Source organism: Alkalispirochaeta americana (assembly GCF_900156105.1).
GTDB classification, from domain to species: Bacteria; Spirochaetota; Spirochaetia; order DSM-27196; family Alkalispirochaetaceae; genus Alkalispirochaeta; species Alkalispirochaeta americana.
Genome location: NZ_FTMS01000013.1, coordinates 91,358 through 105,808, shown reverse-complemented (window position 1 = coordinate 105,808; position 14,451 = coordinate 91,358). Strand labels below are relative to the sequence as shown.

Below are 14,451 nucleotides of genomic sequence, written 5' to 3'. Positions count from 1 at the left end.
TGATTGATTGATGACGTATTGATGACGTATTGATGACGTGTGGACGAAGCAGATGAACCTGTGGGAGGGGGATATCAAATATGACTGATGAATCACGAAAGAAGGTTCTTCTTTTTGGCGGAATCGGCTTGCTGGCGTTGCTTATCGGCGGGGGGGCTGCCTACTATTTTGGCCGTCCTTCAGGTGCAGAGGCCCCGTCGCAACCGCCTGTAGCGGAAGAACGGACAGAAGCCGATGATATCGACCCCGCCGAGCAACGCCGGGCAAACAAGCTGGTTCTGGCCAAGGACTATCTGGAGAACCAGGAATATAGCAGAGCCCTGAATCTCATCGATGAAGTGTTGATTGAGGATGTGGATAACCAGACTGCGCGAGATCTGAAAGCTCGTGCGCTCCAGGCGCAGCGTGCTGCGCGGGAGGAGCAGGAGCGGCGTGAGGCAGCTCGGGCCGCTGCGGAAACACGGCAAGAGCGTTCCTCCGAAGAAGACCGTCGCGACCGGGAATTGGCCGCCCAGGAGGCAGAAGCCGCTGCCCGAAGGGCCGAGGCTGAAGCCCGCCGCGAAGAGGCCCGGCTTGCGGTGCAGCAACAGCTGGCAGAGCAACGAGTTGCCGAAGAGCAGCGGCGTCGGGAGGAGGCCGAGCGGCGCGAAGCTGAACGAAAGGCCGAGTTGGAGCGGCTTGATACGGAAGAACGCCAGAAAACCGAAGAGATCCAGGAATTGCTTGCCCAGGCGCCGGATCTGCTTCAGGCCAGGGATTACGCCCGACTCCGGGGAAAGATGGATCGGGTTCTCAATATCCCGCTGGCCGATTCCCGCCGGGAAAACCAGCTCCACGGGCAGGCTCTGGCTGCTCTGGCGCGGAGTTATGTCGACGAGGATATAACCAGTTCCCGAAACCGTCAGGAAGCGCTCCGGCTGGCGTCGGAGGCCCTGGACCGCAGTCGTGATGTCTGGGATGCCTTCTTTGTCCAGGGACAGGTCTACTACGAGACCGAGCGCTTCAGTGACGCCATTGCGGCCTATTCGTCGGCTGCCAGAATTAACCCCGAGAGCGCTGCTGTGCTGTATGAGCTTGCGCGGGCTCAATACAGGGCTCGGGAGTTCCAGGCGGCTCGCGCCTCCTACGAGGCCTGTGTGCGGATTGACCCTGAATACGGGAACGCCTATCACAACCTGGGGGTTACCAACCTGCAGCTGCGTGATACCGGCCGGGCCATGCAGGCCTTTCGCTTTGCGATTGAGGTGCGTCCCGACGACCACGCTTCATGGTACCGTTTGGGCAATATCCTCCTTGACCGGGGAGATCTCGAGGGAGCCCGGGAGGCCTTCGAAGAGGCTGTGGAACATCACGATGCGGACATGCGTTATTTTTCCCGACTGGCTACGGCGCTGTATCGCCAGGGAGATCTCGCGGGAGCGGAGACCCACTTCTCCCGGGCCCGGGAGCTTCAACCCGAAAACGCCCTGAACAATTACAACCTTGCCCTGGTTTTGAGCGAGCGAGGACGGTACCGCGAAGCGCACCCCTTTATCCGTCAGGCAATCAGGGTCGATGGACGCCCCCCCGAGTACCACTTCACTCTGGGCCAGATCGAGGAGGGGTTGGGTAACTACGAGGAGGCAATTGCGGCCCATGCCACGGCTGTGCAGCGCGATTCCGGGTATACCCGGGCTCTCTCGGAGATGGGGCGTCTGTTGAACAACCTGGGCGCTCACGATCAGGCAATGGAGGTGCTCCTTCAGGCCCATCGCCAGGAGCCGGAGGGGTTTCAGGTCAATACGAACCTGGGCAGGGTCTATCTGGACCGCGATCTTTTTGACCGGGCAATACAGCATTTCCGGGAAGCCGTGGCGGCACGGCCCAACGAGGCGTCAGCCCACTACAACCTCGCCCTGGCCTACCTGGGGGCCGAGGACTACTCCCGGGCCGAGCGGGCTCTGAAGGATGTGGTGAAAATGAACCCGGACTACTGGGGCGCCTATCATCGTCTGGGGGAACTCCATGTGGCTCGGGATGAGACCGGGAAGGCGAGGGAGGTCCTTGAGCAACTACTGGCGGCCCACCCGAATTATGAGGGACGTGGCGCTGTCGAGGCGATTCTTTCCTCTTTGTGAGGCCCGTCCCTGTGGCCCGACCCTGTGAGGCGTCCCTGGGAGGTCCTGGAGCGGGGGCTTTGCGCTCTCTTCATTCAGGCGTATACTGGGCGGCATGAGTGCTTTGGATGACCGTACCGGCGCCCACCCGCCTGACCTGACAGGGTATTTTCTGATCGCCGAGACCGATCTGCAGGACCCCAACTTCTTTCGTGCCGTGGTTCTTCTTGTTGACCACAACGAAGAGGGAGCCTTCGGCCTCGTTGTTAATCGGGAGAGCGAGGTGGTTGCGGGAGATGTCCTGGACAACCTGGAGCGCTCTCCTGCCTCCGGCCTGAAAGTGTATGTGGGTGGGCCGGTCCAGCAGAACTATATTTTTGTGCTTCATTCGGGTATTCCCAGGCGCTACCATAGTGATCATGCCCTGGAACCGTGCAAGGGGGTCTTCTTTGAACCCTCGTTCCAGCACATTCTTGACTATATGGCTTCAGAAGACTACCTGGCTCTTCCCGAGAAGGAACGGCCCCAGGTTCGGGTCTTTGCGGGGTACTCCGGTTGGGCCCCCGGCCAGCTTGAGGAGGAACTCCGGAGCGATTCCTGGTTTATCCATCCCGCTTCGCCGGATTTGGCCTTCCAGGCCCACGCAACGGAGGGTTGGAAAAAGGTCCTGAGTGAGAAAGGCGGGTTTTACCGCATTGTCGCCCAAACGGGGTTTAAACCGTCTCTCAATTAGCCAGGCCATCAGGTTAGCCAGGCCATCAGGTGCGGCCCACCAGACACCCGGGCTGTGTTACTCTCTCCCTTCCTGGGAAAACTCGCCCCGGATGGCGCAGGCAAGGCTGTCTAGTTCCGCCAGAGTGGAAGTAGAGAGCATCCGCCGGGCGCGTTCCTGGGCCTCGCTCAGGGATATGCCTTGAAGGATTCGGGCAACCCCGAGAAGCGAGGTTGCATCTACGCTGAGGCGGGTGATCCCGATACCGAGATAGAAAAGGATCATCGCCGGATCTTCGGCTGTGGCTCCGCAGACCGAGATGGGGCGACCTGTGTCATGAGCTACTTCAGTGAGTCGCTGAAGGGCACGCAAGACACCGGGATGAACCGAGCGGTAGAGCGAGGCAACCCGATGGTTCGCTCGATCGGCCGCGAGCATGTACATGATCAGATCGTTGGTGCCGATGGAGAAAAAATCTGCTTCCTGCGCCAGATCCCGGGCTATTTCGATTGTGGCAGGAAGCTCCACCATCACGCCCAGCTGTGGGGCGGTGTGGCAGGGGATGCCCTCCGCCTGAAGATCGGCGATGGATCGCAACACTTCCTCCCGGGCTGTCCGGAACTCATCCAGAGAAGCGATCATGGGAAACTGGATGCTGATCTCTGCCCCGTGACCTGCCCGGAGCATCGCCCGCAGCTGATCCCGAAAAAGATCCCGGTGATCCAGGAGAAACCGGATTCCCCGGTACCCCAGGAAGGGGTTGTCCTCACGCCCCACCTGACTGCTGAGAAGTTTGTCCCCCCCCAGATCAAGGGTTCGAAACCCCACGGGAAGTCCGGGAGTTTCCTCAACCACCCTCAGGTACACGTTGTACTGCTCCTCTTCGGTGGGAAATCCGTTGCGTATCAGGAAGGGAAACTCGCTCCGGTACAGCCCGATTCCCTGGGCACCCAGGGAGAAGGCGCTCCGGGCGTCCTTGACGAGATTCGCGTTTGCCAAAAGTGTCAGGGGTATGCCGTCGGCGCTGAGGAGGGGCGAGGGGATCTTTTCTTCCCCCGGGTGACGGGCCTGGCGCAGGAGCGGCCGCAATCGCTGGCGATAAGCCTCCAGGACCTCCCGGCCCGGGGCGACGATTACTTTCCCGTCTTCGGCGTCCACCACCACGTGGACCCCCGAAGGAATGGAAAAGAGCCGGGGATCACCGGTTCCCACTACAGGAAGATGCAGGGACTGGGCCAGAATGGCCACATGGCTGGTGGCTCCTCCCCCTGCGAAGATCACTCCCTCCACCTTTTGCAGGTGGAGTTTCACCAGTTCCGAGGGAAAGAGATCCTGGACCACCACAACGTGGCCCCGATAGTCTCCGTCCTTGTCTTCCAGGGCCTGGAGATTTCGCATGATCCGGTTGCCCAGATCCTGGACGTCCTGGGCTTTTTCCTGAAACCGTGGGTCCGGAATTGCGGCGAAGCGGCTGGAGAAATCAGCCACCACCGATTCTACCGCTTCCCGGGGGTCGCTGCCGTCCAGGGCAAGATCAACCATACGCCCTACGAAGCTCTCGTCCCGAAGCATCAGCAGGTGAGAGCTGAAGATCATCAGGGCCACATCCGAGAGAGACTGATCAACCTTGTGCTGAAGTTCCTGGAGCTGGCGCGTGCTCAGCTCGATTGCATCCTCGATGGATCGCTGGATTGGCAGGGATCGGTCGATAACACGGCCGTCCAGGTATTCCAGAAGGCCGATGGCTATTCCCCTGGAGGCGCTGGTTCCCTGAAGCAAGCCTGCTTCAAAGGGCTTTTCCTCCGAGGGAGTCCCTTGTGATGGTTCTTCGTGAAGTTCGTAGAGGGCAGCAACATTCTCAAGGGTCGATGCCAGGTGAGATGCCAGGGTGCGCAGGGCGCGCAGGGCCTGGGGATCTATCGAATCGGCGTCGCGGTATTGCAGGGTCAGTACACCGATTCCCAGGTCGTTGCGCTTGATCGGGACTCCCAGAAAGGCCGGGTAGTCATCTTCCCCCAGGTCCGGAATCGCCTTGTTCATGCTCGAGGCGGCAGCGTTTCGTTCCAGGATAGGACTGTTCTTGAGAAAGGCCTGCCCCGTGAGGCCCTCGCCCGGATTCAGGCGGACCTTCCCCAGGAGGAGAGGGTTTAGTCCCCGGGTTGCCCGCAGCACCAGAAGGTCCTGCTCTACATCGTAGAGATAGACCGAGCATACGTCAGACCCGAGATGATTTGCCACGGTTGCTACAAGATCCTGAAGGAAGCCCTCCACGGTGGTCCGCCGCCCCAGAAGTTCCGCCAGGTCGGTTACTGCATTTATCAGAGCCAGGCTGTTGAATTGTGTCACGCCCCTATAATAGACGCTTTTTGCGCGAGAAAAAAGTTTTTTCGTGCCGGAACTATGGAAAAGGTATTTCACTGAGACTATAATTACCGTAGTGAATGTCACAGATGTGACGAATTAACAGGAGGAATCTACGATGAAGAAAAGTATTGCGTTCCTGACGGTTGCTCTTGCCCTGGTTCTGGTTATCGGGTGCGGATCAGCCCCCGCTCCCACACCCGAGCAGGCTCCCCCGGGACTTCCCAGTTTCTATCTGAACCCGCCCCAAGCCGACGATGCCATCTACGGTGTCGGTTCAGCCAAGATGTCCACCCTGGACACCTCCCGCCGCATGGCCGTCTCCCGGGCCCGTGAGGACATCGCGTTCCAGATGAACGCAGCGATCCAGGCGGCCATCACGGACTACGCCCAGGAAGCGGGCATGGATGGCAACGTCCAGGTTATCAGCTTTGTCGAGACCATCTCCCGGCAGGTAACGGAGACAACCCTCCAGGGTGCCCGCACCGACCAGGTTGAACAGGGTCCCGACGGAACGATCTATGCTCTGGTGAGCTATCCCTTGAGCGGCTTTGCCCAGGCTGCAGGCGAGGCGTTCCAGCGGAACGAGGACGCTGCCTTTGCCGAGTTCAAGGCTGATCAGGCGCTTCAGGCGCTGGACGCACAGTTGCAGAACAATCCTCCCGCAGCCGGATCTCAGCGCTAGACTGATTCCGGAGGGAGGCAAGCGGGGCGTCCGGGAGGGGTTTCTCCTCCTGGGCGCATCACCAGTGGGGGCCGCCGCCGGGTAACCGGGGCGGCCTTTTTTCGATCCTCGATCCTCGATCCTCGATTCACATTTCACAACATGAACAACAGGATGAACAAAAAAAATCTCCGCTCCAGCCTTTCGAGAACGGTTCGTGAACTTGATCCATTGGTGCGTTCTGCTGCCCAGGAGCAGATTATCGGGCAGATTCTGGAGCTTTCGGCCTGGGGCCAAAGCGATTCTGTTTTTGCCTATTCGGCCATGGACGACGAGGTGGATCTCTCGGAGCTTCTGCTCGCTGCCCGAAAAGAGGGAAAGGAAGTGTTTCTTCCCCGGGTGGGGGAGGGGAAGAAAGAGATGGCTTTTTTTCGTGCCTTCCCGGAGCGAGAAAATTCCCCCTGTCTCTCTCTGGAGCGGCATCGCCTGGGGTTCCTGCAACCCTCGGGGAAAGACGATTCAGAAGCAATCCCGGGAAATGCATCGATAGTGATTATCCCGGGACGGGCCTTTGATCTTCAGGGGAGGCGTCTGGGTCGGGGTGGGGGCTATTACGACCGCTGGCTGACCAGGGTCGATCCCGGCATAGCCCTTCTGGGCGTTGCCTTCGGATGCCAGGTTGTCCCTGAGGTGCCGTGCGACCCCTGGGACGTAGCTGTCACCAGGGTCCTGAGGGATTCCCTGACAGCATTCTCCTGACCCTTTATGTTCTCCCGTGGCGATCGGGCGGGCCGATTGGTGTGCCCGCCCGGAGATCCCTGCGCTGTTTTGTCGCTGGATCATTCGGCCAGGGGAAAACAGATCTCCGTCTGCAGTTTTTCCGGGGGAGTCTCGTCGGGGCAGTTCAGGTAGAGTTCGTACATCCAGGGAGTTACCTTGAGACCTGTCTCTTCGATGTGCGTCATCAGAGGGGTATAGCTTTTTTCCAGAGTGGTATAGGGGCCGGTATGGACGGCCGAGAGCACCTTTCCACCGGGAATGCGGCTCGCCCGGACGCGCCCTTCGTCGGGAAGAACCTTCTCCACGGGGAATCCCGCTTCTATGTCCAAGGCTTCCATATCGTGGTTATGATACATCACAAAGGGATACCCCGTCATGGTTTCCTTCTGGCGCTGAAGGTATTCCATGAGTTCTCCGTAGACCTCTGTGAGGGTGTCGGGCAGATTGTGCAGCGACACGGTCGTCCTGATCGAAACTGTCTTTTCTTCCTGCCGTTCCTTGATTTCCATCGTCTTCCTCCTAGGGTTCATGATTCTACCCTGGTTTCTCATGGTAGATAGCGCATGGTATCAGAGGAAAGGCGACACCCCTGTGTCCTGGTTACGCCCGATTTCCGGATTGTTTTGGAACGGATCAGGCCGGACCTGTCCCGAAACGATCAGGACAGAGTCCGGCCTTTGGTTAAACGTTATTCGACCAGGCCCGGTAAAAGAAGGACCTCCAGGCGTTGGTCCATGTGGATATATCGGCGGGCAGCGCTCTGGATATCCTCGGCCGAGAGGGATTCGATTAAATCCGGAAGATCCAGGATCGCAGCAAAATCACGGCCCTGTTCCCAGGAGAAAACAAGCGAGTTCAGCCAGTAGCTGTTTTCCCGCTGATTTCGGCGGTATCGCTCTCGCTGTTGCGCCTTGATCCGCTGGAGGGCGCTTTCCGAAGCCGGTTCATCCAGAACCTCCTGAAGGACCTCCAGGGTTCGCTGGATCAGGTCATGACTTCGCTCGGGGTCCATTCCAAAGCTGATCTGCAGAAAAGCCTGGGGGTCCGGTAGCTGCTGGCGCCAGGCGGTGGCCCGGACACCGTAGGTGCCGCCCTCTTCCTCGCGGATCACTTCACGAAGACGGAGATTGAGCAGGTCTCCCAGGCTGTTCCAGCGGTGGTTCTCCTCCTGGGACCAGGAATAGTCATTGTGGAAGAGGATCGCTACTTGGGCAATTTCTTCGCTGCCTGCTCTGACCGTTTCCTGGATGAGCTCTCCCGGGAGGGAGAAACTTCGGGAGGGAAAGGCCCTATCCTCTTCTTTCACGGGGTGATGGGGCTCACCGGGGGGAGCTATTCCTCCCAGGTAGTCGGCGGCCAGTCGGGCTGTCTCCTCCGGATCCAGGGAGCCGGTAAAGAAGAGAGCGATCTCCCGGGTATCGTGGAACCACTGTTGGTGGGCCAACTGCACCTCTTCGAGAGTTATCGCCTCCACTTTGGCTATTGTCAGGGGTGCTTTTCGCGGGTCTCCTGCGCTGTAGAGTTCCTGAAATTGCCGCTGGAAAATCCCCTGGGGAGAGGCGTCGCGGCCCCGTAGCGCTTGAAGGTGTTGTTGTTTCACCGTATCCAGTGCCGCCTGGTCAAAACGGGGGCTTGCAAGATTCAGATAGAGGAGCTGAAAAAGAGTTTCCAGGTCTTCCTGCCGGGTGGACCCTGTCATGCGTTCTGCCGTGAGGCCTATGTCGGTGGAAATCCGGACCGACCGTCCTGCCAGGGCCCGCTCCAGGGCCGAGGCCGAGAGCTCTCCAAGACCGCTCTCGCTGGCCACAGCCGGTGCCAGCCGTGCTGCAGTCACGAGAGGATCGGTTATCTTCTGGAATCCCCCGGGACTGTGGGCCGCAAAGAGAATCTCGTCGCTGCGGTAATCACTGGGACGAACAAACAAGCGAATTCCGTTGGAGAGGAGAAACTCCCGGGTTTCAACCTGGGGGTGGTCCCGCCGTTCCAGGATCTTTCCTCCTTCGGCAGGCGTCGTGGAAAGAAGTTCCTGCCGGTCCTCCTTGTCTGGAGGCGTCAGGGGACGGGTTTTCACATCGTCGATGATGTGGAGTAGCTCATCCCGGGAGGGAAGAGGGCTTCCGTCGGGGAGTCGGCCCTGGCCGTCATCGCGGAGGCTCGCCAGCAGGACCAGCTCCGGGCTCTCCAGAAAGCGCGATACCTGGGCTGACACCTCTTCCAGGGTGATCTCCGGCAGAAGGTCGTGGTAGAGCCGGTGTTCATAGTCTATCCCCGGAACCGGTTCCTGCCGGGTCCGGTGGCGTACCAGCTCGTCTGCCAGGGATGCCGATTCCCGAGTATCAGCGTTGATCAGGGCGTTATCGATACCCTGAATCATCCGTGCTCTTGCCCGGTGGAGTTCTCCCTCGCTGAAGCCGAATCTCCGAACTCGCTCAAGTTCTGTTACCAGCACCTCCAGGGCCTCCCGAACTTTTTCGTTTCGTGCAACGGCCTGGGCGACGGCGATTTCCGTATCGTGAAGAAAAGAACTCATTCCCACGCCCCCGCTCGAGAGCGGAGAATCGGGCGACCGGGTTTCCTCGCGCAGACGCTCGTTCATGATAGAGGAAAAGAGATTCAGCACCAGGGCCTGGCGGTAATCGCCCACAGTTCTCTGGGGTGTGTGGGGGGACAGCCCGTAGAGCGAGATTCTGTTCGCGGTGGCCTCGGCATCGGAGGCGATGCTGACACGTCGGCCTTCTCCGGAAGGACCGGGATGCCGAGTTCGTTCCAGGGGCGTGTCGGGCGCAGGAATTGATCCCAGATAGTGACGGGTAAGCTCCTCCAGTTTGTCCAGAGGGAGATCGCCCACGACGATGAGAGCCATGTTATCCGGGCGGTACCAGCGTTCAAAAAAATCTACCAGCCGTTCCCTGGGGGCGGTTCTCACCACCTCCATGTCGCCGATGGGCAGGCGCCGGGCGTAGCGTGATCCCTGAAAAATGACGGGAATGTGCTGGTCCATGATGCGACCCGCCGCACCTCGACCCCGGCGCCATTCTTCCACGATCACTCCCCGTTCACGATCAATCGCATCGTTGTCAAAGGTAAGAGCCGACGCCCACTCTTTCATCACCTGAAATCCCTGCCGGAGCGCATCTTCGTCTTTTCCGGGGAGCTCGAGTTTGTAGACCGTCTCGTCAAAGCTGGTGTAGGCGTTTATGTCGGGACCGAAGCGTCGGCCCAGACTCTCCAGATACGCCACGAGCTCACCCTCAGGGAAAGATTCTGTGCCGTTGAACGCCATGTGCTCCACGAAGTGGGCCAGGCCCCGCTGGTCTTCCTCCTCCAGGACGCTTCCTGCATCCACCACGAGACGCAGTACCACTGTTTCTTCCGGCCAGGAGTGAGATTTGAGAAAGAAATCGAGACCGTTCTCGAGAGTTCCCCGGCGGATGTCCCGGGAGAAGGGAAGTTCTTCCTCCAGAAAGGAGGGGGCTTCCCGAGGGGCGCTGGTATTCAGGCTCTCCCGGGAAGGGATGATCTCCTCCGCAGAAGGCTGCGGTTGAGGCTTTTCCCGTCGCCCTCCTGCGGCAAGGGGCGTAAGGACGATGGCCAGGCCCAGGAAAAGAGCGATCACCAGGGCAGATATTTCCCGGTGAGAGAAAAACCGCCGGACCGAAACCAGGGGCGCTGAAAAGATGCTGTATCGACGCTTCATGAGATGGAAAATACAACCGCCGACGGATTATCGTCCACCGGACCCAGGCATCGGACCCAGGCATCGGACCCAGGCATCGGACCCGATCTGCCGAAAGCATCCAGCTTCGAAGGATACAACGCAGGAGGTACGGCGCGGAAAGTTTGTTGATAAAAGGTTGACCAAAATTGTATGGTATATTATCCTGTAATCATACATGATTATGGAGTCTTTGCTGTGTGGTCGCAAAAAACACGTTACGCCCTGAGAGCCCTGATACATCTCTCGCTTCAGGAAGATCGCAGGGCTTCAGCAGGAGATATTTCCCGGCGTTGTGAAATACCACAGAAATATCTGGAATCGATTCTGGCTGATCTGCGCCGGGGGGGGATGCTGGAAAGTTCCAGGGGGAAATCCGGCGGATACCGGATTGTGAGGGAGCCCTCTACAATCGGTTTTGTGGATGTCCTGAACCTGACAGATCCTGAATTCCTTCGCTGTTCCCATCGTCAACAGGAAGACAGGGCAGGGAGCGAAGAACCCTTTCTGGAGGACTTGCAACGAAGCTTTGTAGAACAGGCGAAAGGGGCATCCCTGGCGGAGGTAGTTTTGAAGTGGCAGGCGCTTCAGAGATCCTCAGACTACTCGATATGATGGTTTTTCGGTTTTGATGATTATTGTATTGATGATCCGGTGAATTCCGGAACTCGTACAGGAAGATATCTCACGGAGGTCAGAGGCATGGGAGAGATAAAGGGTATGGAAAAGATGAAAACTATGACGGTTATCGACACGATCGGGAACACTCCCCTGGTAGAGCTGCGGAAGATGAGTGAGGGCCTCCCGGGAACGGTTCTGGTGAAACTGGAAAACCGGAACCCTCTGGGCTCCGTGAAGGATAGAATTGGCCGTGCCATGATTGAAGCAGCCGAAGAATCGGGGGCCCTGTCCCAGGGGGCCACCATAGTGGAGGCCACCAGCGGGAACACCGGCATCGCCCTGGCCTACGTGGGTGCCGCCAAGGGCTATAAGGTGATTCTCACCATGCCCGAGACGATGAGTCTCGAACGACGTCGTCTGCTGATTGCTCTGGGGGCCAGGCTGGAACTGACCGATGGTTCCCGGGGAATGAAGGGAGCTGTGGAGCGTGCCCGGGAAATCGTGGAGGAAACGCCCGGGGCAGTCATGATGTCGCAATTTTCCAATGCCGCAAACCCGGCCGTGCACGAGAGGACCACGGGTCCGGAAATCTGGCGCGATACCCGGGGGGAAGTGGATGTCTTTGTGGCAGGCGTAGGTACGGGAGGAACCATCACTGGTACGGGGAGGGCTCTGCGGGCACAGAAACCGGAGGTCCAGCTTGTGGCGGTAGAACCCGCAGGATCACCGGTTCTCTCCGGGGGAGATCCGGGTCCCCACATGATCCAGGGAATCGGAGCGGGTTTTATTCCGGAAATTCTCGATACAACCCTGTTGGACAGGATTATCCAGGTGACGGCCGAGGAATCGGGCGAAGCAGCCCGGCGACTTGCCCGCGAAGAGGGAATCTTCTCGGGCATTTCGGCGGGGGCGAATATCCACGCGGCTCTACAGCTGGCTGCGGACCCGGCCTACCAGGGAAAGACCATCGTCACCGTCGTGTGCGATACGGGAGAGCGTTATTTGAGCACCTGGCTTTACGAGGAGACAATTTCATGAAGTACCACTTTGAGACACTGGCCTTACATGCAGGACAGGAAGCGGATCCCGCCGTACCCAGCCGGGGCGTGGCAGTCCATCGTACTACGGCATACAATTTTCGCGACACCGAGCATGCAGCAAACCTTTTCTCTCTGAAGGAGCTGGGCTACATCTACACGCGCCTCCAGAACCCCACCCAAAACGTCCTGGAGGAACGGATTGCGGCCCTGGAGGGAGGGGCTGCGGCTCTGGCCCTGGCCTCAGGAACCAGTGCAATCTATTACTCCATTATTAATATCGCTCGCACGGGCGACGAAATTGTCTCGTCGCGGTACCTCTACGGCGGAACCTACACGATGTTCACCGAGATCCTCCCGCAGTTCGGGATCACCGTCCGTCTCGTGGATCCCCTGAATCTTGAAGAGTTGGAGGCGGCGATCACCCCGAAGACACGGGCTGTCTTTCTGGAGACGATCGGAAACCCTACACTGGTGGTGCCCGATTTTGAGGCGATCGGCGAGATTGCCCATCGTCACGGGGTTCCTCTGATTGTGGATTCAACCTTTACCACGCCCTATCTGCTCAGGCCCCTGGAGCATGGGGCAGATATCGTGGTCCATAGCCTTACCAAATGGATGGGTGGCCACGGCACAGGCATTGGTGGTGTTGTGGTGGACAAGGGGACTTTCGATTGGAAAAACCCCAAGTTTGTGAATCTCGTGGAACCCGACGGCAGCTACCACGGCTTGCGCTACGCCTACGATCTGGGCGACCTCTCGCCCTTGGCCTATATCCTCAGGATGCGCCTTGTTCCCCTGCGGAATCTGGGGGCTGCTATCAGCCCCGATAACGCCTGGATGTTTCTGCAGGGCCTGGAAACGCTTCCTCTTCGCATGGAGCGACACAGCGCCAACGCAGAAAAGGTAGCCCGGTTCCTCGCTGATCACCCCCAGGTCGAGTGGGTCTGGTACCCCGGTCTGGAAGGGACTTCAGGACACGATCATGCCCGACGATACCTCTCTCGAGGTTTCGGGGGAATGGTCACCTTTGGGATATCGGGAGGACGTGCTGCGGGGGAACGGTTCATCGACGGGCTCTCGCTCTTCAGCCATGTAGCAAACGTGGGCGATGCCAAGAGTCTGGCGATCCACCCTGCCGGCACAACCCATAGCCAGCTGAACCAGGAGCAACAGGAGCGCTCCGGGGTGCGGCCGGAGCTGGTGCGTCTTTCCATCGGGATTGAGCACCCCGAGGATATCCTGGCAGATCTGGAACGGGGCTTTGCCGCAGCCCGGGGATGACCTTACGGGATGTCGTTATCTGTCCTGAGGGAGCAATCGCTTCCGACGTGGTGAGGTCCGGTGCGGGTGCGTCCCTGTTTCAGGGCGCATCCGCAGGTTCCCCCGCCACGGAGATGAACTTCTCTTTCTGCAAGGTCTCTTCCCCGTCGAAACGGTAGGCGCAGAGCAATCCCTCCCGGGCGATGCTGTAATCCAGGCACGCCACCAGAGGGGCGAGCGGTTTCGGAGTTCCCCGGAGCCAGTAATGGCCAACAAAAACAGGTTTGTCGCCCCGGTATCCGGGAAGCCGTCTCAGGAAAGAAGTGTCCACAGGGAGGTGCCCCAGTTCCTGATCTGCCGGCGGCATGGCCAGGCCCGCCATGGTAGCAGGTGCCTCCCCGGGAGAGAGCCACCAGCGAACGCGGGTTTTGGTTCGGGCAACTCCCTCCTTGTCACGGTAAAACGCCCCGTCCGGAAGGGGAAATTCCACCCCCTTCAGGAGTATTTCTACGGCCCTGCTCTCGGGGTTTTCGCCGAAGGCGCTCAGAAAAAGGGTTCTGTCGTCCCGGAGGGCCTCGGGATTGCGGCCAATTTCGTCCAGAGCCCGTTCCTCCCAGGCGGCGTGGACCACCCGGAGCCCGGGATCGTCCAGATATAGCGGGAGCTGGCGCAACCACACAAGAGCCTCACGCAGACGCCGTCCTGCCCTGGTCGGTGGAGGATTGTCGTCGAGAACTCCCCTGTTGCCCTCGGGGCTTTCAGGGTCGATGCCGAATTGCTCCAGGGTTGCCCGGTGCTGTCGTCGATGCACGGCCGAGTGTTGCCGGAGCCAGCCGCCTGCACCATCGGAGGTGTGCCAGGCCAGGGCGTTGTATTCATGATTGCCCAGAACAGCCCGGGCAGATCCACCTTCGATCATGGAGCGCACCAGGGTCAGGGTCTCGGGTATAGCCGGGCCTCGGTCCAGAAAGTCTCCCACAAAGAGAGCCTGCCGGATACCACCGGGAAAACGCCAGGTTCCCCCACGGTAGCGATACCCCAGGCGCCGAAGAAGTTCTTCCAGGGGACGAAAGTGGCCATGAATGTCACCAATAATGTCGTACACCCTTGCAATTGCATCGAAGTTGGTTGAAAATTTCAAGGTGGTCGAAAAAAATGAATTCTTAAACAGCATTTTATCTCCGGCCGGCCTGGTGGATGGT

11 protein-coding genes are annotated in these 14,451 nt (G+C 59.2%); 7 read left to right on the top strand and 4 right to left on the bottom strand.

Annotated features, from left to right (window positions below; genetic code table 11):
* The first annotated feature begins 80 nt into the window (after positions 1 to 80).
* Together BW950_RS10695 and BW950_RS10690 are read left to right on the top strand one after the other, a co-directional pair.
* The gene (locus BW950_RS10695; RefSeq protein WP_076489292.1) at positions 81 to 2,117 is read left to right on the top strand and encodes a tetratricopeptide repeat protein; all 2,037 of its coding nucleotides are present in this window, start codon (positions 81 to 83) and stop codon (positions 2,115 to 2,117) included.
* Between the two features lie 94 nt (positions 2,118 to 2,211).
* A complete protein-coding gene (locus BW950_RS10690; protein WP_076489291.1) occupies positions 2,212 to 2,829 on the top strand; it encodes a YqgE/AlgH family protein in 618 nt (205 codons plus the stop codon).
* A 57-nt stretch (positions 2,830 to 2,886) separates the two neighbouring features.
* On the opposite strand, the gene ptsP is transcribed toward BW950_RS10690, so the two are convergent.
* Positions 2,887 to 5,154: a phosphoenolpyruvate--protein phosphotransferase gene (gene ptsP / locus BW950_RS10685; protein ID WP_159438785.1), complete on the bottom strand. Its 2,268-nt coding sequence runs from the start codon at positions 5,152 to 5,154 to the stop codon at positions 2,887 to 2,889.
* A 133-nt stretch (positions 5,155 to 5,287) separates the two neighbouring features.
* Between ptsP and BW950_RS10680 the strand changes: the two genes are divergently transcribed.
* On the top strand, positions 5,288 to 5,854 hold the full coding sequence (locus BW950_RS10680; protein WP_076489289.1) for an LPP20 family lipoprotein: 567 nt from the start codon (positions 5,288 to 5,290) through the stop codon (positions 5,852 to 5,854).
* A 153-nt stretch (positions 5,855 to 6,007) separates the two neighbouring features.
* Positions 6,008 to 6,592, top strand: coding sequence for a 5-formyltetrahydrofolate cyclo-ligase (locus BW950_RS10675; RefSeq protein WP_076489288.1), 585 nt, complete (start codon positions 6,008 to 6,010; stop codon positions 6,590 to 6,592).
* A gap of 80 nt (positions 6,593 to 6,672) precedes the next feature.
* Here the strand turns inward: BW950_RS10675 and BW950_RS10670 are convergent, their stop codons facing one another.
* Complete coding sequence (locus tag BW950_RS10670) at positions 6,673 to 7,122, bottom strand: GyrI-like domain-containing protein (protein WP_159438784.1); 450 nt, start codon at positions 7,120 to 7,122, stop codon at positions 6,673 to 6,675.
* A 179-nt stretch (positions 7,123 to 7,301) separates the two neighbouring features.
* Positions 7,302 to 10,310, bottom strand: coding sequence for a M16 family metallopeptidase (locus BW950_RS10665; RefSeq protein WP_076489286.1), 3,009 nt, complete (start codon positions 10,308 to 10,310; stop codon positions 7,302 to 7,304).
* Between the two features lie 216 nt (positions 10,311 to 10,526).
* On the opposite strand from BW950_RS10665, the gene BW950_RS10660 reads away from it, so the two are divergent.
* The 3 genes from BW950_RS10660 (at position 10,527) to BW950_RS10650 (ending at position 13,270) form a co-directional block, all read left to right on the top strand.
* Positions 10,527 to 10,943 carry an RrF2 family transcriptional regulator gene (locus BW950_RS10660; protein ID WP_076489285.1) on the top strand — a complete coding sequence of 139 codons (417 nt, stop codon included), beginning with the start codon at positions 10,527 to 10,529 and terminating at the stop codon, positions 10,941 to 10,943.
* A gap of 105 nt (positions 10,944 to 11,048) precedes the next feature.
* Positions 11,049 to 11,987, top strand: coding sequence for a cysteine synthase A (cysK, locus tag BW950_RS10655; protein WP_327077627.1), 939 nt, complete (start codon positions 11,049 to 11,051; stop codon positions 11,985 to 11,987).
* Positions 11,984 to 13,270, top strand: a complete 1,287-nt coding sequence (locus tag BW950_RS10650) for an O-acetylhomoserine aminocarboxypropyltransferase/cysteine synthase family protein (RefSeq protein ID WP_076489284.1) — start codon at positions 11,984 to 11,986, stop codon at positions 13,268 to 13,270. Before cysK ends, BW950_RS10650 begins: the two co-directional genes overlap by 4 nt.
* Before the next feature lie 79 nt (positions 13,271 to 13,349).
* Here the strand turns inward: BW950_RS10650 and BW950_RS10645 are convergent, their stop codons facing one another.
* The gene (locus BW950_RS10645; RefSeq protein ID WP_200796821.1) at positions 13,350 to 14,423 is read right to left on the bottom strand and encodes a metallophosphoesterase; all 1,074 of its coding nucleotides are present in this window, start codon (positions 14,421 to 14,423) and stop codon (positions 13,350 to 13,352) included.
* Positions 14,424 to 14,451: the final 28 nt, after the last annotated feature.